Annotated in this window: 21 protein-coding genes; 10 read left to right on the top strand and 11 right to left on the bottom strand. The window is 37.4% G+C overall.

Annotated features, from left to right (window positions below; genetic code table 11):
* Nucleotides 1–83: 83 nt before the first annotated feature.
* Nucleotides 84–383: a DUF190 domain-containing protein gene (locus PMI13_RS11565; RefSeq protein ID WP_007843847.1), complete on the top strand. Its 300-nt coding sequence runs from the start codon at nucleotides 84–86 to the stop codon at nucleotides 381–383.
* 4 nt (nucleotides 384–387) lie between these two features.
* Nucleotides 388–3,498 carry an efflux RND transporter permease subunit gene (locus tag PMI13_RS11570; protein WP_007843849.1) on the top strand — a complete coding sequence of 1,037 codons (3,111 nt, stop codon included), beginning with the start codon at nucleotides 388–390 and terminating at the stop codon, nucleotides 3,496–3,498.
* A gap of 172 nt (nucleotides 3,499–3,670) precedes the next feature.
* Here PMI13_RS11570 and PMI13_RS11575 read toward each other — a convergent pair whose 3' ends face one another.
* On the bottom strand, nucleotides 3,671–4,459 hold the full coding sequence (locus tag PMI13_RS11575) for a PhzF family phenazine biosynthesis protein (protein ID WP_034669587.1): 789 nt from the start codon (nucleotides 4,457–4,459) through the stop codon (nucleotides 3,671–3,673).
* Nucleotides 4,460–5,121: 662 nt separating this feature from the next.
* On the opposite strand from PMI13_RS11575, the gene PMI13_RS11585 reads away from it, so the two are divergent.
* From PMI13_RS11585 to PMI13_RS11600, 4 genes are all read left to right on the top strand, one after another.
* Nucleotides 5,122–5,526, top strand: a complete 405-nt coding sequence (locus tag PMI13_RS11585; protein WP_238536305.1) for a hypothetical protein — start codon at nucleotides 5,122–5,124, stop codon at nucleotides 5,524–5,526.
* A 279-nt stretch (nucleotides 5,527–5,805) separates the two neighbouring features.
* A complete protein-coding gene (locus PMI13_RS11590) occupies nucleotides 5,806–6,861 on the top strand; it encodes a hypothetical protein (protein ID WP_034669556.1) in 1,056 nt (351 codons plus the stop codon).
* Nucleotides 6,862–6,870: 9 nt separating this feature from the next.
* Nucleotides 6,871–7,905: a hypothetical protein gene (locus PMI13_RS11595; RefSeq protein WP_007843855.1), complete on the top strand. Its 1,035-nt coding sequence runs from the start codon at nucleotides 6,871–6,873 to the stop codon at nucleotides 7,903–7,905.
* Between the two features lie 10 nt (nucleotides 7,906–7,915).
* Complete coding sequence (locus tag PMI13_RS11600; RefSeq protein ID WP_007843856.1) at nucleotides 7,916–8,974, top strand: hypothetical protein; 1,059 nt, start codon at nucleotides 7,916–7,918, stop codon at nucleotides 8,972–8,974.
* Between the two features lie 125 nt (nucleotides 8,975–9,099).
* On the opposite strand, the gene PMI13_RS11605 is transcribed toward PMI13_RS11600, so the two are convergent.
* The 5 genes from PMI13_RS11605 to PMI13_RS11625 form a co-directional block, all read right to left on the bottom strand.
* Nucleotides 9,100–10,098 (bottom strand): terpene synthase family protein, encoded by a 999-nt coding sequence (locus PMI13_RS11605; protein WP_007843857.1) that lies wholly within the window; start codon nucleotides 10,096–10,098, stop codon nucleotides 9,100–9,102.
* Nucleotides 10,099–10,235: 137 nt separating this feature from the next.
* Nucleotides 10,236–11,252 (bottom strand): terpene synthase family protein, encoded by a 1,017-nt coding sequence (locus PMI13_RS11610; RefSeq protein ID WP_007843863.1) that lies wholly within the window; start codon nucleotides 11,250–11,252, stop codon nucleotides 10,236–10,238.
* 105 nt (nucleotides 11,253–11,357) lie between these two features.
* Entirely contained in the window at nucleotides 11,358–12,356 is a 999-nt protein-coding gene (locus tag PMI13_RS11615; protein WP_007843864.1) for a terpene synthase family protein, read from the bottom strand.
* Between the two features lie 765 nt (nucleotides 12,357–13,121).
* Complete coding sequence (locus PMI13_RS11620) at nucleotides 13,122–13,460, bottom strand: hypothetical protein (RefSeq protein WP_007843865.1); 339 nt, start codon at nucleotides 13,458–13,460, stop codon at nucleotides 13,122–13,124.
* Nucleotides 13,461–13,622: 162 nt separating this feature from the next.
* A complete protein-coding gene (locus PMI13_RS11625) occupies nucleotides 13,623–13,898 on the bottom strand; it encodes a hypothetical protein (protein WP_007843866.1) in 276 nt (91 codons plus the stop codon).
* 997 nt (nucleotides 13,899–14,895) lie between these two features.
* On the opposite strand from PMI13_RS11625, the gene PMI13_RS11630 reads away from it, so the two are divergent.
* The 4 genes from PMI13_RS11630 to PMI13_RS11645 all read left to right on the top strand — a co-directional run bounded on the left by PMI13_RS11630 (nucleotide 14,896) and on the right by PMI13_RS11645 (nucleotide 17,849).
* The gene (locus PMI13_RS11630) at nucleotides 14,896–15,105 is read left to right on the top strand and encodes a hypothetical protein (RefSeq protein WP_007843867.1); all 210 of its coding nucleotides are present in this window, start codon (nucleotides 14,896–14,898) and stop codon (nucleotides 15,103–15,105) included.
* Nucleotides 15,106–15,848: 743 nt separating this feature from the next.
* On the top strand, nucleotides 15,849–16,256 hold the full coding sequence (gene arr, locus PMI13_RS21795) for an NAD(+)--rifampin ADP-ribosyltransferase (RefSeq protein ID WP_394330384.1): 408 nt from the start codon (nucleotides 15,849–15,851) through the stop codon (nucleotides 16,254–16,256).
* A 10-nt stretch (nucleotides 16,257–16,266) separates the two neighbouring features.
* Nucleotides 16,267–17,121: a helix-turn-helix domain-containing protein gene (locus PMI13_RS11640; RefSeq protein WP_007843869.1), complete on the top strand. Its 855-nt coding sequence runs from the start codon at nucleotides 16,267–16,269 to the stop codon at nucleotides 17,119–17,121.
* A 221-nt stretch (nucleotides 17,122–17,342) separates the two neighbouring features.
* Nucleotides 17,343–17,849, top strand: a complete 507-nt coding sequence (locus tag PMI13_RS11645) for a hypothetical protein (protein WP_007843870.1) — start codon at nucleotides 17,343–17,345, stop codon at nucleotides 17,847–17,849.
* Between the two features lie 35 nt (nucleotides 17,850–17,884).
* Here PMI13_RS11645 and PMI13_RS11650 read toward each other — a convergent pair whose 3' ends face one another.
* The 5 genes from PMI13_RS11650 to PMI13_RS11670 form a co-directional block, all read right to left on the bottom strand.
* The gene (locus tag PMI13_RS11650; RefSeq protein WP_034669591.1) at nucleotides 17,885–18,718 is read right to left on the bottom strand and encodes a carboxylesterase family protein; all 834 of its coding nucleotides are present in this window, start codon (nucleotides 18,716–18,718) and stop codon (nucleotides 17,885–17,887) included.
* Nucleotides 18,719–18,963: 245 nt separating this feature from the next.
* Entirely contained in the window at nucleotides 18,964–19,989 is a 1,026-nt protein-coding gene (locus PMI13_RS20650; RefSeq protein ID WP_007843874.1) for a hypothetical protein, read from the bottom strand.
* 317 nt (nucleotides 19,990–20,306) lie between these two features.
* Nucleotides 20,307–21,359 (bottom strand): hypothetical protein, encoded by a 1,053-nt coding sequence (locus PMI13_RS20655; protein ID WP_007843876.1) that lies wholly within the window; start codon nucleotides 21,357–21,359, stop codon nucleotides 20,307–20,309.
* Between the two features lie 202 nt (nucleotides 21,360–21,561).
* Nucleotides 21,562–23,145 (bottom strand): helix-turn-helix domain-containing protein, encoded by a 1,584-nt coding sequence (locus tag PMI13_RS11665; RefSeq protein WP_007843877.1) that lies wholly within the window; start codon nucleotides 23,143–23,145, stop codon nucleotides 21,562–21,564.
* 659 nt (nucleotides 23,146–23,804) lie between these two features.
* Nucleotides 23,805–24,093: nuclear transport factor 2 family protein (locus PMI13_RS11670; RefSeq protein WP_007843878.1), on the bottom strand; the 289-nt coding region annotated here is incomplete at its 5' end.

Consider the following 24,093-nt stretch of genomic DNA (forward strand, 5'->3'; position numbering starts at 1 on the left):
TTTTCTGACCTGTTGTATGGCCGTAATCTATTTTATGATTGCTTCCATTATTCCGAAAAGGACAATACTTTAAACTCAAAATTATGATACAGGCACAAATATTTATTGATGCAGATGATTTAAAAGGAACACAATTAGGGTACGAATTCATATTGCAGTTTTTGATCGTACACAACATTAAAGGGGCAACTGTATTTCGGGGCAGGTTGGGCTATGGTGAAAACCAATATATCAACCGTCCCAACAATCTATTCAGTTTTGACCAGACGCCAATAATGATAACCTTCATTGATGATGATGAAAAAGTGAAAACCGTTTTAACCGAACTCAGAAACCTATACAGGGGAGGTTTTATTGTTACACATCAAGTAGAGAAATGGTAAAATAATGATAAAGAATTTACTCATATTCAGTTTAAGAAACCGCTGGGCGGTAATTGCAGTAAGTATGGTCACAATGGCTATCGGTTTTTGGTGCTTTACGCAGCTTAAAATAGAGGCCTATCCTGATATTGCTGACACTAATGTCATCGTCATTGCCCAATATGAAGGCCGTGCGGCTGAAGAAGTAGAACAGCAGGTCACTATTCCTATTGAAAGGGCTCTGCAGAATACGCCCAATGTTTTAGACCGCAGAAGCAGAACGATATTCGGACTAGCGGTGGTTCAGCTTACTTTTAAGGATGGAACAGATGATTATTTCGCCAGGCAGCAGGTTACAGAACGTCTTGCAGGAGCAGAGCTGCCGGAAGGAGTAACCCCCGAACTGGCTCCGCTTTCAACTGCTGTGGGCGAGATTTTCAGGTATGTAGTGGAGGCTCCCCCTACTTACAGCCAGGCACAGCTAAGGGATTTGCAGGATTGGGTAATAAAGCCTGCATTATTGCAGGTAGACGGGATTGCGGATGTAGCAACCTTCGGTGGTCCCTTAAAACAATTCCATATCATTACCTCACCTGAAAAATTGAGAAAGTATAATCTCACTTTGCAGAATGTAATGGATGCAGTTAACACAAACAACCAGAATACAGGGGGAAATGTTATTGAAAGAGGTGGACAGGGCTTTGCTGTCCGGGGTTTGGGTGCCATCAAGACGGGGGAGGATATCCAAAATATTGTATTAAAATCGGAAAACGGTGTTCCTGTTTTTGTGCGCGATGTCGCTACAGTTGAAATTACGCCACCACCGCCAAGCGGAGTTTTGGGATATACGGTAACTAAAGAAAAAAAAGATGTAAACAGTGGAGTAGAAGGTATCGTATTGTTAAGAAGATATGAGAATCCCAGTGAGGTATTAAAGGCGTTGAAAGAGCGGATGACATCTCTTCAACAAAATGATCTGCCACAGGATGTAACGTTACGACCCATGTACGACAGAAGCTTTTTGATAGATCATTCGCTGGAGACAGTGACCCACACTTTATTTGAAGGAATTTCTATTGTCATTATTCTTTTAATTTTCTTTCTGGGAAGTATAAGAAGTGCATTGGTCGTAGCTTTAACTATTCCTTTTTCTTTGTTTTTTGCGTTCATATTAATGCGTCTTACCGGAATTCCTGCCAATTTACTTTCATTAGGGGCGATAGATTTTGGGATTATCGTGGATGGAGCCTGTGTTATGGCTGAACATCTGATCAGAAAATACAGGACGGCCACTCCCGAAGAAAAACAGGAAGGCATCGTGAAAATAACCTTACAGGCTGCGCAGGAAGTGGGACGGGAGATTTTCTTTTCTGTTACGATTATTATTTTAGCCTATATGCCTATTCTCCTGATGACCAGAGTAGAAGGAAAGCTGTTTTCGCCAATGGCTTTGACGCTGGCTTTTGCAGTGATCGGTTCTATGCTGGCAGCACTAACCTTTATTCCTGTGCTGATCTCGTTCGCCTACAGAAAGAGCCTGGCAAATGTAAATAAACCCATGAAAGAACATGAAAATTTTGTTTTGGATTTTCTTACAAAAATATATGGAAACACATTAGAGCTATTCCTGAAATCATATAAAAAAACAACCATTATCGGGTTTTCTGTTGTGATTGTTTTAATTCTTTGCGGTATAAAACTGGGGACAGAATTTTTACCTACCCTGGATGAAGGCTCTATTTTTTTAAGGGGTAATTTTCCGACAGGGATATCCATTCAGGAAAATGCAAAGTATGCACCTAAAATAAGAAATATTGTATCAAAATATCCTCAAATCTCTTATGTAATAACCCAAACCGGGCGAAATGACGATGGTACAGACCCTTTCCCTGCCAACAGAAATGAAATCCTCGTTGGGCTGAAAGATTATAAGCTCTGGAGCGATACCATCTCCAAAAAAGATTTGGTTGAAAAAATAAAGACCGACCTGCAGCATCAACTCCCTTCGGTACAATTTTCATCGGGGCAGCCTATCATAGATCAAGTCATGGAAATTGTAAACGGAAGTGCCGCCGACCTGGCTGTTTCAATCGTTGGGGATGATTTAAAATTAATGAGGCAAAAAGCGGACAGTATTGCTGCCATTGCCAAAGAGATCCAGGGTGCAAAAGGGGTAAATATCGAGCAGGAAGGTGTACAGGAACAACTGGCCATAGAAGTAAACAGAGAGATGGCTGCCCGCTATGGGATCAATGTGGCGGATATTCAAAATATGATAGAAGCGGCTATTGGTGGAAAAGCAGTCTCAACACTTTATGACGGAGCCAAACGATACGATATTGTGGTCCGCTTCCTCCCCGAAAGCCGAAACTCTATTGATGCCATCAAAAACTTATTGGTTCCCGCAGCAAACGGGGCATTAGTTCCTATGGACCAATTGGCGGATATTCATTTTGTTGAAGGGCAAACTAATATTTACCGATATGGAAGCAAACGTATGATAACAGTACGTACCAATATTCTGGGACGCGACCAGGGAAGTTTTGTGAAAGAGCTGCAGGATAAAGTAGAAAAAAACGTTCAGGTTCCAAAAGGTTATGAGATCATTTACGGCGGCCAGTATGAAAACCTGGAACGGGCAGGAAAACAATTATTGTTTACGATCCCGCTAACCTTATTAATGGTTTTTTTATTTCTGTTTATGTTATACAGAAACCTGAGATATACCTTAATTACGATGAGCTGTATTTTATTTGCTTTGGGAGGTGGAATTGTTGCTCTGCTTTTAAGGGGGTATTATTTTAATGTTTCGGCAGGAGTGGGTTTTGTAAGTATTTTCGGGATATCTGTAATGGCGGGTGTATTGCTGGTTTCAGCGTTGAACAGAGGTACACAGAATATTGTAAATGACCAGACGGTTGCCCGGGTTTCCAAAGAACAATTACGCGCTCTGCTTTCTATTCTGGTGGTGGCTATTGTGGGGCTTGTTCCTGCTGCTATTTCATCCGGCATCGGCTCTGATGTGCAGCGTCCGTTATCCACGGTTATCATCGGTGGTTTGACAAGCACGTTGTTATTTGCTCCTATATTACTGCCACCACTTTATTTATGGTTAGAAAAAAAAGGAGATAATTGATAGGATTCCGGTAATATTTATCTTTTGATTGATCCGCTGGGATACAATGACTTAAGATTAGATGGTCTTATTATTTACAGCAAAAAGCAAGACCTTCAGTAAAGTTTTTAACAGCAAAAATTTCTGAAATTTTTGTTCTATAATATTTATTACTAAAAAGGGAATAAATTTCCTATTCAGTCCAAAAATACCCCATGAAATAAGTTTTTGCTTTTCCTCCAATAATGACCCTTTCATTTTGGTTTTCACAGTATAGTTTTCCGCATCTTTCGGAAAGCTGAATGGCAGAAAGATTTTGCTTTGAGAGTCTTTCTGCCCAGAATGGAATGAGTGAGCAATGTGCGGAACCGGTTACCGGGTCTTCAAGGATAGTTGCCTGGGGTGTAAAGTATCTCGAGACAAAATCACTATTAATACCTTTTGCGGTAACGATAACTCCGCCCGGATCCAGGTTGATGAGGTCGAAAATAGGTCTTTCAATTTTAATATTTTTGATATCATCCTCTGAATCATATACCAGAAGATAATCCCGGGATTTGAATACTTCTCTGGGCTGAATGTTCAGTGATTTTGCTATAATATCCGGTAGGGATGATGCTTCCGGCATTCTGGAAGGGAAGTCCAGATAATAAAGATTATCCCGGAAGGTGACCGTCAGCTTGCCACTTTTTGTATCAAAAACCATTTCCTTATTGGGATAATTTAAAATTGAAAGTAAGCAGTGGGCAGTAGCAAGGGTAGCATGCCCACATAAATCCATTTCAATCTCAGGTGTAAACCACCGCAACTGAATTTCTTTACCTTTATCAATAAAAAAGGCTGTTTCAGCTACGGCATTTTCACGAGCTATTTTTATCAGGATTTCGTCAGGTAACCAACTTTTTAGCGGAACAACACAAGCTGAATTTCCACGAAAAAGCTCATCTGTAAATGTGTCTATTTGATATAATTCTAACTTCACAATTTTTCTTGAAAAGGTACTGTTTATAAGCGGGAAAACCAACAGGCTGATCAATTAACTTAATGCCCTTAATGGTTTAAAATTTAATGTTCCAATCATTATCATGAGTTATTGGAATCAGATTATTTTACGCTGTTGCGTCATCTGTTTTTCAATATTATGTATATTCTTCATTATCCTTCTGTCAATTAATAATTGTATTTAATTGTATAGAAAAATTTCTACAGGCACTGTTATTTTATTCTATATCATAATCGTCACAATAATGCAATTGTTTACCTAATTTTGCACCGGAATCAAATACATCTGTTCTCTGAAAAATTCTATGATCCTGATTTCCACTTACGTTTCATAGCAAGCTTTTGAAAAGGTCTGACTGATGATATCCAGATGGTTTATAAAAAAATCCTGTGGAATCCCGGCACAAAATAGGATAGGAAAGATCTTAGAAAGTTCTTGGGACAATTTAAGCATTTACAAAGGGAAAGACTTCTTTGATGATCCGGGGTATGAAATTCTTTTTTCTATCATAATAAAGAATTGGAGCATAATTTATTTTACCGGAAACCAGTTGCTTCGGATGATTATCAGTTCTCCACAAAAATAAAACTCATACTCAATAATCATACATAAATAAAATTCAGTAAAAAGTGCAGGATAAAGTGTATTCAATATTTACAGATGAAGTTTCTGTAAGCGGGATATGGCAGTTGGTGACAGATATCAATTACCGGAATCATATTGATTCTGATACAGAATATTCTTCGTTGAATGGTAATTTTTCAGTAGGGAAGGGAATGGATATTAAAAACAGGATATTTCCACAACCCGGAATAGTCGTTTTTGAAAGTGATGAATATCAAAAAAGCATTGTATATTTATGGGAGTTACCCTTATGTGATTTTTTTATTTCCTATTTCTACAAAGAGGCAGGGAATGGTGTGAAAATTACGGCTACATTAACTATACAGGGCATCCTTTCTCCGTTCTGGTATTTGATGTATGGAAGGGCCATTGCAAAGAATTTTTCCAGGGATATTAAATTCATGATTGATAAGGCAAAATAAGCAGGAATATAAGACATCTTTATTGCTGTTTCAACTGGGGATTATGGAGGATCATGCTCTCGAAATTGACCCAAGTCCGGGATCCACCGGGGATGATCAACTGTCCTGTCTTTTTCAGATCAAATAATTTCTTTATAACAAATAATACAATTTCGCCCTATAAAAATTGTCTAATTCTTTCTACAGGGCTGTCAATATATTTCTATCAATTACCTTAATCTATCATCAATTAAAGCTATAGTTTTGCTGTGTAAAAATATTGTACCCACAATTGATTATATGAAAAAACAAGTGCTTTTTTTATGCTTATTATTAAGTGTGAAAACTTTCAGCCAAATAGGAATTAATACTCCCAATCCTGAATCCTCATTAGATATCGTCTCAGATAAAAGTGGGGTTTTAATTCCCAGAATGACAGCAGTGCAAGTAGAGCAAATTAATCTTCCTACAGAAGGAGAATTGGTTTTTAGCACCACAAATACCGGAAGTATAGTCAATAGTATTGGATTCTGGTATTATGACGGTAGTTCATGGAAACCTATTGTTGCCAACAGTTCAGCAGGAATAAATATCTACAGTTCAGACGGAGCTCTTTCCGGAAACAGGATGGTAAGTCTTGACAATCATAATCTGAATATAGGGCCGGATAAATTGTTTATATCAGGAAATACATCCGGAAATGTCGGGGTTATGACGGCAGCTCCTACCCACAAATTAGACGTAAACGGGGGAATGAGAATTCGCGGTTTATCTGCAGGAAATGTTTTTACGACATCAGATGGTACGTTATCTACAAATGCCGCAATAGTTTACCATTATGGGGATCTGCGCTATTCTTCCCTTACAACAGATCATGATGGCTGGTATGCACTGAACGGAAGGAGCTTAACCTCTCTTCCTGCCAATGCTCAGGCAAGGGCAGCAAGCCTGGGAATTACCGGTAACCTTCCGGATGCAGCCAACAAATATATCAAGCAAGGCTCACCAGGAACCATAACCGGAACAGATAATGTAGTACTTACACAAGGAAATGTCCCCAATTTTACAATGACCGGTAATACCACACTTTTAGGTCACAGCCATGATCTGATAAGCCCGGGGAATGTTTTAGTAAGGGGAACCGATTTATCTCAGGATGCAACGGGAGCAGCTAACGTATGGCAGCTGGCAGGTGGCGCAGCTGCAGGTTCTGTGTCTGCCAGCCAGACTTATACCTCGTCAGCTGACGGATCCCATTCCCATACTGTAACTGCACCTTCCGGAGGAACATCTACTCCCATTTCTCTAAATCCCGGCTATATCCAGCTTAATTATTTTATTTATTTAGGAACTTAATAAAATCATATGCAAACCAGAACTACAATAAAGTTTTTATCCCTATTGTATCTTTTGTTATTTATCAATACAAAAGCGCAAGTAGGTATTGGTAATTCTAATCCAAGAGCCGCATTAGATGTTACTTCCACTACACAAGGCATATTAATCCCCAGATTGACAGCAGTGCAGGCAGAGGCTATCAGCAATCCTGTTCTTGGGGAATTATTATATGCTACTACAAATGATGGCAGTATTATTAATAATACAGGGTTCTGGTATTATGATGGGGCAATATGGAAACCTTTTGGAGCCACCTTACAGCTGAATGTAGATATTTATAATGGTGATGGTACATTAGCGGCTGACCGGACAATGAATATGAGCGGGCACAATTTATCTTTTGATCCAGATAAGCTAACACTTCTTGCTGTCGATCAGAAAACAGGAATAGGAGATGATTCGCCTGAACATACATTGGATGTAAATGGAAATGTACGTGTAAGAAATTTATCAGGTGGAAATGTAGTCGCTTTAACAGACGGAACTCTGGCAATCGGACCAAAAGTACCTTACGGAACAGTAAAAGAATCACTACGCTCTACGGATCATAATGGCTGGTATAAATTAGATGGAAGGGCAATTAACACTTTGCCTGCAATTGCTCAAGCCAATGCTGCATCATTGGGAATTAGCGGGAATTTGATCAATGCCAATAATCTTTTAATGAAACAGGGAGCTACATTAGCAACAGGAGGTACATCAAATATTAACCTTCTGAGAGCTAATCTTCCCAATTATAACATGACAGGAACAACTTCGGCATCTGTTAACCATGCCCATACTGCCATAAGCGGGGGATGGAATGTAACCCCATCAGCGACCGGAACTGCATTTATTGTAAGAGCAGGAAGAGGAACGGCATCAGGTACTGCAGCAATAACCCTGCCTACTTCAGGTGTTCATACCCACACCGGATTCGCTGCATCAGGAGGAAATAATACCTCTTTTAATATCATACCGGAAAGTATCATGTACACTTATTTTATTTACCTGGGACAATAAACTGGAAATCATGAAAAAAATAATTATAACCTCTCTGTTTTTATTTGGGTATATATCCATTGCGGCTCAGAGGGCAATGGTAGGAATTGGAACAGATTCCCCTCAAGCTGTACTGGAGATCGTTTCCGGTAAAAACGGAATTCTTATTCCTCGACAAACTGCTACACAAATTCAAAATATACAAACCCCTCATGAATCTGAGTTGGTTTACTCACTTACCAATGACGGAGCAACCATCAATAAAAAGGGCTTCTGGTACTTTCATGCCGGAAGCTGGCTCCCTCTTCTGGAAAATGTTATCAATAACAATAATATCATTTATACTGTAGACGGAACTATTATTTCAGACAGGCAGGTAACTCAAAACGGTAATTTTCTGAATCTCGGGCCGGGATTATTTTATATCAGCGGAACAGGCTCTGCCATTGGTGTACTTACCAGTTCTCCAACTCAGGCTTTAGATGTAAATGGAGACACCAGAATTCAGAGTTTAAACAGTGTTGGAAACGTTGTTTCTGATGCACAAGGAGTATTAATGCATGATCCGGGCTTTTTTGATGTGGGTGATGTAAAGCCGTCGTATTCTACAACAGACCATGACGGATGGTACCTTCTTAATGGCAGAAGCATCAGCACACTTCCCCAGGCTGCCCAGGACAATGCTTCCGGTATATTGGGAATAACCACCTCATTACCTGATGCAACCGGTCGATATTCAATAGGAACTGCATCAGCAACCACCGGAAACGTTACAGGAAATAATACGGTAACCCTTGTAAGAGCAAACCTTCCGTCTTTTAATTTCAGCTATTCTACCAATTCAACAGGTGGACACACCCACACCATAACGTATGACAGAATCAGGACGAATGCTGTAAACGGAGGTGGGAATAATATCCACGCCTATTGGCTGTCCGGATCCTTCGTAGGTGGCGCCAATTATACTCTGCTATCAAGTTCAACGGCTCATAATCATACTTACTCGGTAAGTTCGGGTGGAAATTCAGACCCCATCGATATACGGCCAAGTGCGCTGAATGCAAATTATTTCATTTATTTAGGGCAATAAGGATTCTAAAAACACAGCTGAAGGCAGAGATAGGAATATCTCTGCCTTTTATATTGTTCATATGTGAAGGGCCTGCTGAAAAAGGTGATTAAAAATAATGTTTTATGTTCTTGATCACAAATCCTTTATATTTTCATATCGTTACTGATTTCCGGCCATGCAAACCCAACGCCTCCATGCCGGTATCGTTCAGTTTCCAGGTAAAAAGTATTTACACCCTGAAGTCCGACACCTGCATAGTAAACAAATTTATCAATATGTTCCTGGTACTCGCCAAATTCACGATACTCTTTGTGTAAAGCAAGCACCTTGTCCAATTCCTCATTGTGGATCTGGAATGCCTGAGAGCACGCATCCTCCAGTGAAAGATTATATTCTTGCTGCAATACAAAAACTAGGTTAAAAACTTCTGTTCCTTTTGCCATTTCTTTAGGCAGGGAATGAATGTCATTTTGCCACGCAACAACCAGGGTCATATGAGATATCATTTTTTGAACAACAATATGCTCAAAAATATGCTCCGGTAGTATGAGGCCTGATTCAATCTCACCAAAGATCAGATATGGGCGCATAAGGACAGAATACTCCCGAATGGTTTTGAAAAGGGTGAGTGAAGGTGGGCTTTGTGCTATTTTATATGGATATTCCAATTCAATCCCGTATCTGAAGGATTGATAAAAATAGTAGATAAAGCGTTCAACCCAGAAGTCAGGCATCAAAGCACGAAATTCATCCCTTATCAGTGCCATGTGCTGATAGAGGGCATTTTCCTCTGGTTTTGGCTGAGCACCCCTGAGAATATCTACACAACGAATCCGTAATTGCTGGATTTCTTCCAGGGATGAATGTTCCACCTGATCGTCAAGAGCGACATACTGGAGCATAAACCTATTACAAGGAATACTCTGCTCATAGGTCAGGTCTGGCCACATACGGGCAGTGCACATATGTAACCTCATTTTCTTGTATATTTCGCGCTGTTTTTCTGTCAGGAAAGTATAGTCATTATCAATCCATCCGTCCATATCTTTCCCCATCTGTTCTGCATGCGGGTTGATAAGATCAGGCCAGGGATAATGGCCCCGTGGCAGGTAATTTTTTGAATAATATTCTTCTGGTTTCATCTTGTTTAAGATTTAAGTTTATTTTTTTAATATTGTTTCATATTTGATTCCGTTTTCCTTCTAGTTCATAAAGGATCAGGATGAGCCGGGATAGCATAGGCTATGGCTATTTAAAACGGGGTTTGCTTGTGAAAGCTCTAGAAATACTTAATTTCTACTCTTTCTATCGTCTCACCTTTTCCATTAGGGGGTACAGCAAACCCACCAGGTTCATACCGTTTCGTTCCGCTTTTATAATACCAATTATTTAAACCGCTGATCATCTGTTTTATGTACTCAATAAATTCCTCTGTCTCCTTTTGGTATGGACTGAAATTTGGGAGATGATTTGATAATGTAACAAATTCGTTTACAAGCTCATCATGAATTTTCATTCCTTCTTTACAGGCTTCATCAAAAGATATTTTATGATGGTGCTGTAATAATTTGATGATATTGAAAATTTCTGATTCTATGGCGAGCTCTTTGCCGATCGTTGCAAAATCGTTCTGAAGGGCAACAATGATTGACTGCAACATAATAATACGCTGCATAACAGTATGATTATAGATGTAATCCGGTAAGGCAAAACCGGTTGAAGGACAAATCAAATCAACAAATGGAATCATTCCTATGGAATTGGCACGGATTAAATGAAAGAGGGGAATAGGAGGAACATCTTTACTGATTTTATATGGTGATTCTTCCATAATTCCGTCAGTTACAAAACGGTATTTATAATTCTTAGCGATCCGTTCAAGCCAGAAATCCGGCATCCCAAGTGCAATCCATTCCTTCCTGTTTGTCTGCATTTGACGGAGCATTCCTATTTCTCCCGGCTTTGGATCATCTCCCATCATTACCTCAAAAATACGGTCTCTGAAAGCTGCAATTTCCTTTATTGGCAAAAGTTCAGCATAATCATCAGTTACGGTCATATAAATGGCAAAACGTGTTGCATGAAGTATTCTGTCCTTTTTGGTAGCAGCAGGTACCATAAAAGGCCCTACATCCACTAATCGCATCTTTCTATACCTTGCCATTGCCTCTTTTGATAAGAATTGATAATCCTCATCATACCAGTTGGTTTCTTCTTCGTAGAAGGTTCCTGCGAAGGGGCTTTGAAGGGTTTCCCAAGGGTATACCGGCTTGGGTACATTCAATTGATTATTCATGATATATGATTTTTAGTTTATGATGAAAAGTTAATATTCGTACTTAATAAGCCGTTTTCCAGGCTGCTGTAATAAGCAAACTGAAAAACCTGTTCATTGATCGTATTATATTTGGTTTAGTCTTTCTTTCAGTTCTTTTGCTTGCGGGAATTCCATAGCATTATAGCGTGCAAGTTTTGTGGATATATTTTTCCATCCGCTGAGCACCATACTCATATAATGTACCCAGTTGACAACAGCGTCCTGCCATATTCCAAAATCAGGAAGAGAAGCTTGTAATTGTATAAATTCTTTAAGGTCTTCATTATGAAGCCGCAGATCTTCAAGACAGGCCTCTTCGAGAGAAATCTGTTGTTCGTTCTGGATCACTTTTACAATATTATAATAAATGCTTCCTGTAGCCTCATCTTTCACTACAGACTGCACCTCGTTGAAATAGGTAACCAAATGGCATGCTAAAGCTTGCAAACGTCTAATGACAGGGTGCTCATGTATCTCCGGGGGCAGAACAACACCAGTTTCCACTTCTGTGAGCTGAAGGAAAGGGTACAGGCAGATGGAATCTTCCCTTAAGGCAATACATTCCGTTATAGTTGGAAACATTTTATTTTTCTTATACTTCAGTTCTGTTTCCAATCCGGTAAAGTACCTGTTGATCATCTGGCTGAAACGGAATATTGATTCCTCCGGAATGAATTGAAGGAGCTCCTGCCTTAATGAGATCAGCATAGATCCCAAAGGTATTGTTGATTCTGCAGCGCTGATTTTCCCATTCAGTATTGCAATAGATTGTGCACGTACATTTTCAATATCGTTAGGTTCACTTTCTTCATAAAGATCATCATTGTATAATGTCCATAGCATGAGCCTGCAGATGGGTTTAAAACGTTCAACAGGTGCTGTAGGGAACCATTGGGCAGCAATATGTGCTGTTTTGGTTTTCTTGTATTTTTTCCGCAGATCAGGGTTATTTTCATAAAGCCAGAGGTATTCTCCATCGATCCATTGGTTTTCTGTGATTTCCTGCAGATGATCTGCATTGGGGTTCTTTAATGTTGGGAAAGGGTACTTAAATTGGGTATTAAGTAGTTCAAGTGTGTTCATGGGGTATTGTTTTTATTTTACATAAGAGTAACTATTGATCTGAAAAATCAGATCCGGTATGGGCACGGGGAAACAAGCCGGATATGGCCCGTAAAAGATACATTAGAAATTTATGCAGCCATTAATAGAGGAGATCTCTGCAAATGCTGCTCAATCTGTAGTTTTATCCTTTTGATGCATCGTATAATCAGCTGCGTATAAAACAGCTTCAGAGACGATTTAATCTCATGTCACTTATCATTAGTAACCGGGTGGAAACTAAGGATTGGCTTAACGAGTTGATGGGTTATTGGAGTTAAAGTGGTGTCACTTTCCGATTCCGGAGGGGAATAAAATTTTCATAAGTTGTAATTTGAGGGTTTGATGTTTAGGTATTAGTTTTGTTCTACTAAATTAAAAATTTATTTAACATAACCTAATTTATTTCACACTAAATTGATATTTAATGTATATTTTTTGAAATATGAGTGTGTTTATGGGAAATTAAGAAGGATGAACATCTTTTATTTCAGGGTAAAATCCGTATATTTTCTATTTTTATCAGGTTTTATCGCCATTTTTCACCTCCTGTTTTTTGAAGGAATCGGGTATAATGATAGCCGGTAATCATAAATATTAAAAAAATCGTTTATGAATAAGATTTTGGTAATTATGGTATTGATATACTTTATAAGCAGCACCATATCAGGTCCATTATTTATAAATAATGGGCAAAATTGTAAACCGGGTAATTTTTTACAGTCGTATAATTAAAAGGACAGCTTTCTAAAAGATATCGATTTCAATATCAATATCGATTTTCTCTAATTTCAGATCATTTTCCTGATCAAGTTCAAATTTACCTTTTGCTGTAAAAGCTTTATTATAAGAGACTTCCTGGATATTATTGCCAGGTTCCGGTATTACATTGGAAGAGAAAAAGCCATCATTAACTGAAAAAGTCCTGGTGGGAACATCGACCCATATATCCGTTGGATTAATTTCAACTTTCCAATGACCACAGGTATAACTTTCCGGTTGAGTATGGTTTAGTAAATTATGCCATGTATTATAATCATTGCTTAATTTTTTTGCAATCTGGTCTCTGATTTCATGAATTTTCATAATTAATAGTTTTAGTTTTGGTATTAACAAAAATACAAAAAAATGTTACTGGCAATATCTGAAGGCAGGTGGATTATTTTAATTTTTGAGATAATGCATAAGTGGCACAGCAGATATTCGAATAAACCAACAGAACTCCTGTTGTATATTAATCAGATTTAATTAATCAACATAGATTAGCCATATGCCTGGAGTTAATGTTATTGATGAACCGATATTCAAATTATTAACAACAATTCTTTGAACTGTATTTAAAATACCAAGAACAGCAGGTAATTGAGTCCATCCGGCATTATCGGTAGCGTCAGGCAGTAATACATTATTACTTTCTTGTGTACCGGCTATCACTTCCAAAGTTCCAGCTGTGTCATATCTTATATCTGATTTATCGGTGGAAGCGGCAATTTCTGCCCTAATTCCGTTATTGGCAGCATCCACAGAAAGGTTATACCATTGTTATAATTAATTGTACTTATTTTTTCTAATCCAATATTCCGGATTTTATGAGAAGACGACATATTGCACTTTTTTTAATACCTGGCTGAGGCATTAAAATTTCTTCAATGCATAGTGACTTAGGTGTCTTTCTCTTAAACAACAAACAACAGCTATGATAGTTTTTCAGGATTTAAAAACCTTATCTGGTTTCTATTTCAGAGATGAAACTAAGAACATTCAATGAAAAACCGGATATTACAAGAATACTGCATGGCATAACTGTTTGTTTTTTTATAAATTAATAAATAGTGGTTAGTGCCAATGCAGTAGTTTTTCAGATTAAAATATTCAAGGATAATATGGCCTTAATTACAGGTATTCTAAGTGATAAATTTTTATAAAATAAGAAATAGCCTCAATAAATCTGACAAAGCCTCTTTTATCTTTACTGAATTATTACTGTATTTCGTTTTTTAATTTCTGTGAATCAATTGTTTTTGGTTTTGCGTAGAATTGCAGTAATACCTTTTTTCCAGGCATATCCTAAATTTGTCATTATAATTTACAAGACAGGTGATAAACATTACAGACAGGTAATTTTTTGAATTTGTTTTTAATATTTTAAACACAAAAGGCATGAAAGAAATGGTTATCAACTGTGATTCCATTTTCTGTAAGTAGTGCTGAATAAATAAGAATTACGATCAATAACCAATTATTTATCCCTAATATAATTTCGTCAGAGTTTGTGTTTTTTAGAGCAAGGGTTTTTGAATTCTTATTTCCCTTGCTCGTTTTTCAGATTATCAATAATTAATTATATACGGATCAATATTTTTTGAATAGGGCAGATGCCTGTTCGTAAACACCAATAATCCGTAATCGGCGATACACATGGTAAAGATTACGATATAATGGTCCGACAACTGGATATGAAAATTACACCATAAGTCTTTCTTCATTAAAATAATACTAAAAAGCATTTTTCCTGAAGCAGATGGTAGCTTCCGCTGGAGTACCATATGACCTGGGTGATGCTAGTATTTCTAAAATTTCTGCACCTGTATTAATCATTTCCGGGGATAATGACGGACTGGATAAAATTGAGCTGATGAAAACATATAAATTACTGGGAGGTGGAGTTTCTGCTGATCTGGGGCCTATGCCGAAATCCCAGCTTGCTGTTGTTCCGGGACAGGTCATGTAAGCCTGATAATGCAGACTTCAACAATTTTAGGCTACTTGAACAGTTTTTTAAAGTAACTTTAATCTGGTAAACCGGAATAATAACTTTCATTTTACTGGCCTCATCATGCTGACTTCTGACCAGGTATCAATGACGGCACCAAATACATCCTGTCCCAAACCATGGAACAATCAGACTGGAAAAATATCGTTTCCTGAAAAGTCCTGAAGATATTGAAAAGCTTAAGAATTCGGAAGGCTCAGACATTCAGGTTTGGGGAAGCAGTAAGCTGATCCAGATGTTGCTTACACATGATCTCAATTTTGGAGTATTTGTGTAAATTTGCTGTACATATAAACAAGTTAGGATGCATTGCAGATGTAAAAACTAACCTCAAAGAACAAACTTATTCAGAAAATAATCAGAACATGGAATTTTCACCATTCAACAATGTTGTTAAACTCTGTCTTCAAGGGATGGGCATGGAAGAAAACGGCAAACCTGACGAAGCAATCAGACTATTTATGCAAGGTTGGAACGAGGCGACCAATGACCTTGAAAAATTTCTTGCCGCCCATTATATATCCCGACATCAGAAAACGGTTGCTGATCAGTTAAAATGGCTCGAAACAGCTTTGGAGTATGCTTTAAAAATAAATGATGACACCGTTAAAAGTGCTCTGCCTTCTCTTTATTCAAATATTGCCAGATGCTATGAAGATTTAGGGGACACAGAAAAATCAAAAGAAAATTCTGAGTTAGCGATGCTGTTTAAAAATAATCCTTCAGACAAAGGCCCTTTTTATCATGGAACGAAAGCAGATCTGCAGATTGGTGATTTACTGACGGCAGGCAGCAATTCTAATTATAAGGCTGAATTCAAAATGAATCATATTTATTTCACAGCTATGCTTAATGGGGCAGGGCTTGCTGCTGCGTTGGCAAAAGGAGGCGGACGTGAGCGTGTCTATATCGTTGAACCGACAGGGAATTATGAAAATGACCCGAACCTTACAGATAAAAAATTCCCGGGCAATCCGACCCGTTCCTATCGCTCCGAATCACCATTAAAAATCATTGGAGAAGCAAACGACTGGGTTAAACCAAACCCCGAAGAACTTCAAAAATTCCGTGAAAAATTAGAGAACAGCGAAGGCAAAATAATAAATTAGTCCCGGGATTATGGTAAACGATTATAAAAAATACGACCTGTTTGGGAAGACATTCATGCAAAAAATTGCATTAACGCCACCATTTAAATTTGATTTTCCCGTTACAGAACAGGCTTGTTTTCTATATGTTTTACAAGGTAAATTTCAATATAAAGTAGATATTGAAGAGATCAATATCCCTGCGAACTATTCTTTATTTCTGAATTGTATCAGTTCCGGAAAGCAGATACATCATTCAGATCCGACAAGTAAATGTGAGATTGTAATCGTTACTTTCTATCCGGATATATTGAAGAAAATTTATGACAGGGAACTGCCATTACTGCTTCAGACTCCCAAGAATGTAATTTCAAATAAGTCAAATGAAAAAATAAGCAACGACTTTCTCATTCAGAAATACATCGAAGGGTTATTATTTTATTTTGAAAACCCGTCATTGGTCAATGAAGATATCCTGGTCCTGAAACTCAAGGAAATTATCCTGTTATTGTCTCAGACACAAAATGCAGAAGCAGTACAGCTCATATTGTCGCAGCTTTTCTCTCCGGTCAGCTATACCTTTAAGCAGATTATTGAAGCCAATCTTTTTTCACAATTAACCATTGAGCAGCTGGCAGAACAAAATAATTTAAGCCTGTCTTCATTTAAAAGGGAGTTTGCAAAACTATACAATGATACGCCTGCCAGCTATATCAAAAATAAAAAGCTTGAAAAAGCTGCCGAACTGCTGCTGGTTTCTGATCAGCGGATTACTGAAATTGCATTGAATTGCGGCTTCAACGACCTTGCCAATTTTACAAAGAGCTTCAGTGATAAATACCATGTTGCGCCCAGAGACTATCGTCAGGGCCTGAAAGAAAAATAGCAGATCTTTATTCACCTGTTTTTAAGAATTCCTGACCTTAATTAAGGGGCTTTTTATGGACCAAAATGCCAAATAATTGAACTGATTTGCAAAGTTATTCCCTGCTTTCTGTTGCAATTTTGCACTGTTCCTTCAGAAGATTCAAATCTCCGGTAAGGTTCATAAGCTTTCGGGCAACAATATTTTTTATAGCAGAATATATAACTAAAAATATTATAAAGATGGGACTATCAGGTTTAGGCATTTTTCACACCATTATCGGCATTGCTGCAATTGCAGGTGCATTAACAGGATTTATCAGGTACGGTAAAATCAATTTGAGCGTGTTATCGGGAAAGCTCTATTTTTACGGAACAATGATTACTTCAATAACTGCGTTGGGCATTTCAAAGCATGGAGGTTTCAATCCGGGGCATGTTTTTTCCCTGTTTATCATTCTTTTGGTAGCTGTGGCTTATTTTCTTTATTCTAGGAAGAAAGGAAACTCAAAAGTGCGGTATTTCGAGAATTTTTTACTGTCTTTCAGTTTTTTCATGTCACTGGTGCCAACTGTTAATGAAACATTTACGCGTGTCCCGATAAGGCATCCGCTGGCTAAAGACATCAGTGATCCGATCATCGGAAAAACACTTCTGATTCTTTTTGTTCTTTTTATCGCAGGTTCTGTTTATCAGTTTATAAAACAAAAGAAAATTAATAAGCCGGCCTCGGTTTATATGGAGCCTTAACGGGCTCTATATAAAAGTTGTCAAATGCATTTTATCTATTGGTGTTGTTTAAAAAGCCATTTTGGGATTTCATCACTTAAAAGAAACGGAATGGTGATATTGTTGTGATCAAGCTGGGTATAAGTTTTAAAAGTTAGCTTCTTATTGCCTGACAGCTTTGAATATAATTCTACACTTCCAATATAAGGGTTTTCGGTATCGTTTTGCCCGTGAATTAATAAGATGCTTTTGTTTTTCCATGCTGATAGATTTGAAAAATCGGGTACTGCTGCAATAGAAATCATAGCTGCGAATTTTTGCGGAGCTAATGCCATAAGATTTTGAGCTGTAGAGGCCCCCATTGAATACCCGACTAAATAGATTCTTGACGGATCAATATTGTATTGATTTTCAATTCCTTTGAGTAATTCCAGAACTAATCGAACATCGTCACCGGGTCTTGATTCTAAAACTCCATTTTTATTTTTAAAATAATTTGAAGAACGTTCATTAAATTGTGGTGCAATGACAAAACAATGGTATTGGCTATAAATTTCTTCTCTGAGCCAGATTTTTGATAGAGGTTCCAGCTGCTTTTCATTATCATTTCCTATCCTTGTGGAATTATGAAAAGTAATAACCACCGGATATTTTTCTGCTGCATTATACTTCCTGGGAAGCAGAAGCCTGTAGGGTAATTCCTTTTCGTTGTGTTTATAAATCAGTTTCTGAAAATCAGTTGCCGGTATTTGATTGAGTGCAGCTCTTGTTTCAAAAAAGGTCAGACTATCTGCTTTTAAATGATCCGAGCTTTTATTCTGGGCATTTAAATAATTTGAAAGCGTTAAAATAAAGGAAAATATAATTACAATTTTTAAATATCTGTTCATACGGTTATTATAAATTTTAATCAACAAAAATATGATCACTGCAGCCTTTTCATGTACCATATTACGTTTCAGCTAATTTACTGCAAATAATAAACGGGGTTGATTTTTTTATACTAATCTTCTCAGTAATAAAATTAAATTTCAAAATCATAAATAAAATCTCCCGCATTTGACATTGCAAACGCAGGAGACACCTTATTAAGAAAAATTATTACGAACCTCGTTTAAGATGAAAAATGATGTATTTATTTTAATAAAGTCAGGGTGAAACTATTTTCTGCAAAAGTATTTCTTGATGTATTCGTAGTACAGCCGGCAGCGCATCTTACCTGCATATAATAAGTTCCGGCTGTCAGGTAGGCTATATTTGAAGTATAAATAAAGTCAAAGCTTCCGGTTCCTGTAGCCATGTGGATGTCCTGTGAAGGAAATGCAGGGCTTACATAGACTGTCGCACTTTTGCTTAGATTGTAGGCAATAAAAGCTCCGCAACCCACCGGGCTTTTGTTGGTGATGAGGCGTGGTGAAACAATATAATATCCGGGAACCGTAACAACAGCATTTGCCCCCGTATAGGTCATCGTACCCAAAATATTAACACTAGTACCCGTTGTTGAGTTAACGATAAGGGCAGAACCGGTAGTGTCACGCCAAGTACCTGTACCATTTGCATCAGAAACTAAAACCCTTCCTTCAGCCTGAGTTCCGTCTGCAATTTTAATTGCCCCCGGAGTTGTTCCGTTGTTGATATCTAATCTTGTAGTGGGAGCTGCGGTACCTAAACCCACTCTGTTATTCACAGCATCTACATTCAGTGTGGTGTTATCGATCTGAAAATGGCTGGTTCCGGTGGTGGCAGAAGAGGTAAAAGAAAGATTTTTGTCAGCCATTGTCACTGTTCTGTCCGAAGTAAGGATTCCGTTGTCTTTATAAATATTGATGTCCGGTGATCCGTTGTTTATTTTTTGCCAGATATTCCCGTCAAAAAAATAATATCCTTCAGCAGTAATGTTGATCGTTTTTGCTGATGCTGTTCCTACTGCAGAAGTTGCATAGACAATACTTCCTTTCTGGTCTGCCAGATACTGCGCGTCACCGGCTTTGATCTGATCTCCTGTAAGCCTGGGTGCAATAAGTCCTTCCGGCCTGCTGCCATCAGTTGTTTTTGCAGTTACATCCAGAGTTGCTTTTGAAGAACTTGTATTAATGCCTACCTGGGAAAAAAACAGTTGAGTCAATAAAAGACATGATAATAAATTGATTCTGTTCATTGTTTTATATTTTTAAAGATCCATTCTTAAACAAATGGAAACGGAGAAGAAATTGTGATATGGTTTTCACTGAGTCCGCTTACTGATTTTGGTCATTTTTTGTGTTTGTTAAGCTTCTTATAAACATGGCCGGAATCATCCAGCCATGTGGAATAACCTGCAGACAGAATCGAGGGAATTTCTGCATGGTTAAAAATCATTGTGTTTCCGGAATCGTAAATTCATTAAAAAGTTTAATGAGGATAAACTGTTTTCGGGCATAAATGAAAGTTTTGATTTATGATAGACAGTTGTGTTATCAGATAATGAGATGGGAATTATCTTTGAAGTTCTATAAAAACATACCCCAATGCTCCAAAGCCAAGTCCGTCTCCGTCTGCTATGTGAAAGCTTACCCTGTAGAACGTTTTATCTACATAAGAAAAGAAAGTAAACTGGGCATGGCCGTCTTGTGTACAATTAACGGGAATCATAGCAGGATTGGGATTGCCCGGAATGCCTGCGCCTATATTGGCAAACGTAGGAGTTATCGTTAAAGGAACGCTATTGATGAATGCGGAACCATTCTGCGCAGTTCTGTAAATCCCATGAATGATACCCGTATTATTCGTTCCTGTGGTTGTTCTTACCTGGATATAAGAATCAGTATTTGTGCAGGTGGTGGATGGATATCTGAACTCTAAAGAGCCTATAGCAACGGCGGAACTGGTAGGAGTAGTCGCATTGATGTTAAATGATCTGAATGAAGTGGTTACAGAGCTTTGTACCACAACATTTCCATTGGCATCAATCCCAAGAGGTGAAGTATTGGATGTAGGAGCAGTGGTATTATTGATATTGGTAAATTTTAATCCCGAACTTCCCGTTACTCCCGATGCTACTTCTATTTTTGCTGTAGGAGTGCTGGTTCCTATTCCCACACGGTTATTGGCTGCATCTACGGAAAATGTAGATCCGGCCACAGAAAAGGCATTAAGTGATGTGCCGTTGAAAGCCAATGTATTACCAGCCTGTGTGACCGTTCTGTTTTCTGTAAGGGTTCCGTCGGAATTGTAAATATTGGAATTCAGTTTCACCCAGGCGGTTCCATTAAAAAAATAAAAACCGGTACTGTCGATATTGACTGCATTTCCTGTCGGTGTTCCGGTTGCTATGCTATCGACGTAAATAAGTGTGGAAGAGGTGACTCCGGTCATATTTTGGGCTCTTTGCCGGTCAATTCTCGGAATCAGTATACCGTCTGCTGCCGTGGTTGTTCCTGTGGAATTTTTTGCCGTTATGTCAAAGGTTGCTGAAGGAGTGGGAGTATTAATACCAACTTGGGCAAAAATCCCATATGGAATTAATAAAGGCAATAGAAGCTTTTTCATTTTGTATTATTCTAAACGTTTTATTGTAAAATGCTTGGAGGATTCAGTCATCAATACCATATATTCATGGGTTAAAAATTTCCTGAGCATTTGATTGCTAAAAGCCTGACAAAAGTAGCGCTCCTATTGCCGGATAAAAAGATAATACCTTGTTTTTTTCCCGAAAAAGACAAGGTATATAAGATATGTAATCGATTGCTTTTTAGACTTTTATTCTTTTTGTTTCTACAATTTCTTCCTGCAGGTATTTTATAAATAAAGAAGGGGATAAAGAGGTTTCTTTTTTAAATACCTTGGTGAATTTGCTGTGTGAAGAAAACCCCACTTCATCAGCGAGAGAGGCCATTTTATAGTTTCTGTACTGAGAGTCATTTTTAAGTTTTTCTACGATGTAATTAATCCTCAATTCATTAATGTAATTATTGAAATCTTTCTTTTTATGAGTGTTGATTACATAGGAAAGGTATTTGGTATTGGTTTCAAAATGGCCGGCAAGATAAGGGAGAGAAATGTTCTTATTATTGTAAAGATTGGATTTTTCAAACTTCTTCAGCTTTGCAAGAAGCTTTTGTTCGGTCTCAGAGGCCATCATTACAGAGGGTGCATTGTTTTCTATCTGAGGTACCGGTACAATATCTTCACTTAAACTAATGCTATTTTCAGTTTTAGGCTTTTCATTGGCTTTTTCTAATATCTTCCCGAACTTTTCAATATTCTCTTTTTGCTGTATTTTAGAGCGTATATAAAGAATCAGGATAATAATGAGAAGAACCAGGACAAATACAATAAGATAATTTTTCTGAATGCTTTTGTTCTCTGCCTTTACTATTTTCTTATCAAGATTGGTATAGGATTCATTGATAAACTGGAGGGTCTTTGATGCTATTTTTTTCTCTAGTGTATCTTTTCTCTGGTCTATGACTTTTAATTTTTCAATATTTTCGGTCTGTAAATAATATTGCTTCTCTACATTATAAACTTCCTTTTTAAGTTCCAGGTTTTCTGCTTTTTCAGATGATACTTTCTTGGCGAGGTCCAGATATTCCTTGGCTTTTAACAGGTCTTTTTTTTCTAAATATACATTAGCCAGGCCACTGTAAATATATCCTGTAATTTCATTTTCGGGAACATCTTTAACTAAATTTAAAGCCTTCTTATAATGAAATAAAGAAGCTTCAATATTTTTCAGATGGTAATAATTAGAACCAAGCATCTGTTCGTTATCAGCAGTAAAAAAATCTTTTTCTTTTATAACATTATTGAAATGAAGCTGAGATTGTTGAATATACTGATTGGATTTCCTGTATTTTTTTTGATCCATTTCGTAATAAGCCATTTCTTGCAGAATTAATCCCTGGATTTTATGTGCTATTAGCGTATCCTTAATCATTTTACCTGTTTCGAGTGTTTTCTGAGCGTATTTTTTTGACTGGCTGTAGAGTTCAACACCACGATATTGGCCGGCTAAAAAGAGAGAAATCCGTGCCTGCCAGTTTAAATCATCAGTCTTCTCAATAATTGTTTCAGCTTTTTCGGCGTACAATAAGGCTCTCTTAAAATCTTTCGCATCTCTGTAAAGGTTAGCAGAAAGCATTAAACTTTTTGCCTGAAGGGTTGGTGTTTCAGAAGCCTTATATAAAGAATCAGCAATATAGAGTGCTTTTTTGAAATCTTTGGAAGCGGTTTCTAAATAGGTCTTGTTATATAATTTATTGTAGGCAGCTAAATCCTGGGCATTTACCAACAGGCAGGATAAAAAGCTTAAAATAAAAAAGAGTTTTTTCATATGGTTGTATTATTAGAAATATTCCGGGTATTCATAATGAGGCTGGGCCTTTTAAAGGTTTATCGCTCTTTAAACGGTCAGTCATGGTTAAACAATTAAAAATATACCTGAGAAAACTTGGCTTCTCAGATCAGGTATTAAAATCTGTATTAAACTAAAAGATGATGAAGTTTAAATTATGGCTTTAAAGAATATAGATTTGAGGGACTTTTACCATTATTTAAAGTGCTTTTTCATATTTCTGCAAAATTATACTTTTTTTAATTTTAAGCGATGATAAAATTGGATTTGCATATTAATAATCATTAATTATTGCTTCAGGTCCTGAAAAATGAAATCGCCTGTGGGATCACTGATTCTGAAAAGCAGGAAGATTTACAACGTAAATGCATCATAACGGTGATATTTCCATCACTGTCTTTGCTATGACCGGGCATGAAATCTATCACCAGGCACAGCTTTTATTTTTATCTAACCTTCTAAGATTCCACCAATGTTTGATTTAAGCTCATTCAAAACCAGGATAAAGTTTAAAACACAACCCTGCAAATCTTATTTGCAGGGTTGTGTTTGTATCAGTTGTAAATGAAGAAAATATCAGGAAGAATAAGCTCTGATTAATGCTTTGTCTGAATACTTCATTTATTCATTATTTTCAATTAAGAATTGACTGATCTTGCTTCTATGATTATAAAATGACCGGTACGTTCTTTTATTAGCCATTTTCCATTTTGACGTACATATTTATCATCATATTTAACGCTGTAATCTGTTATGATATCTTTGCCTTCAGACTCGCGTATCATTTTGATCTGGGTAAAAGAAATTCCGGTAGCTGTATCTTCTCCTTCAATTTGTACAGTGTGCTGTCCGTTCAGTGTAAAATAGGTTTTCACTTGGGAAGCATGCCCGCTAAATTCTTTTTCCAGCACATCAGTACCTGTTGTA

Origin of the sequence: Chryseobacterium populi, from assembly GCF_000282115.1 — a bacterium.
Taxonomy (GTDB): domain Bacteria; phylum Bacteroidota; class Bacteroidia; order Flavobacteriales; family Weeksellaceae; genus Chryseobacterium; species Chryseobacterium populi.

Excerpts from the sequence above, each read along its gene's own strand:
- PMI13_RS11565 (WP_007843847.1), top strand. The coding sequence starts at position 84 with ATGATACAGGCACAAATATTTATTGATGCAGATGATTTAAAAGGAACA.
- PMI13_RS11570 (WP_007843849.1), top strand. The coding sequence starts at position 388 with ATGATAAAGAATTTACTCATATTCAGTTTAAGAAACCGCTGGGCGGTA.
- PMI13_RS11590 (WP_034669556.1), top strand. The coding sequence starts at position 5,806 with ATGAAAAAACAAGTGCTTTTTTTATGCTTATTATTAAGTGTGAAAACT.
- PMI13_RS11595 (WP_007843855.1), top strand. The coding sequence starts at position 6,871 with ATGCAAACCAGAACTACAATAAAGTTTTTATCCCTATTGTATCTTTTG.
- PMI13_RS11600 (WP_007843856.1), top strand. The coding sequence starts at position 7,916 with ATGAAAAAAATAATTATAACCTCTCTGTTTTTATTTGGGTATATATCC.
- PMI13_RS11605 (WP_007843857.1), bottom strand. The coding sequence starts at position 10,098 with ATGAAACCAGAAGAATATTATTCAAAAAATTACCTGCCACGGGGCCAT.
- PMI13_RS11610 (WP_007843863.1), bottom strand. The coding sequence starts at position 11,252 with ATGAATAATCAATTGAATGTACCCAAGCCGGTATACCCTTGGGAAACC.
- PMI13_RS11615 (WP_007843864.1), bottom strand. The coding sequence starts at position 12,356 with ATGAACACACTTGAACTACTTAATACCCAATTTAAGTACCCTTTCCCA.
- PMI13_RS11620 (WP_007843865.1), bottom strand. The coding sequence starts at position 13,460 with ATGAAAATTCATGAAATCAGAGACCAGATTGCAAAAAAATTAAGCAAT.
- PMI13_RS11630 (WP_007843867.1), top strand. The coding sequence starts at position 14,896 with ATGGTAGCTTCCGCTGGAGTACCATATGACCTGGGTGATGCTAGTATT.
- arr (WP_394330384.1), top strand. The coding sequence starts at position 15,849 with ATGCTGTTTAAAAATAATCCTTCAGACAAAGGCCCTTTTTATCATGGA.
- PMI13_RS11640 (WP_007843869.1), top strand. The coding sequence starts at position 16,267 with ATGGTAAACGATTATAAAAAATACGACCTGTTTGGGAAGACATTCATG.
- PMI13_RS11645 (WP_007843870.1), top strand. The coding sequence starts at position 17,343 with ATGGGACTATCAGGTTTAGGCATTTTTCACACCATTATCGGCATTGCT.
- PMI13_RS11650 (WP_034669591.1), bottom strand. The coding sequence starts at position 18,718 with ATGAACAGATATTTAAAAATTGTAATTATATTTTCCTTTATTTTAACG.
- PMI13_RS20650 (WP_007843874.1), bottom strand. The coding sequence starts at position 19,989 with ATGAACAGAATCAATTTATTATCATGTCTTTTATTGACTCAACTGTTT.
- PMI13_RS20655 (WP_007843876.1), bottom strand. The coding sequence starts at position 21,359 with ATGAAAAAGCTTCTATTGCCTTTATTAATTCCATATGGGATTTTTGCC.
- PMI13_RS11665 (WP_007843877.1), bottom strand. The coding sequence starts at position 23,145 with ATGAAAAAACTCTTTTTTATTTTAAGCTTTTTATCCTGCCTGTTGGTA.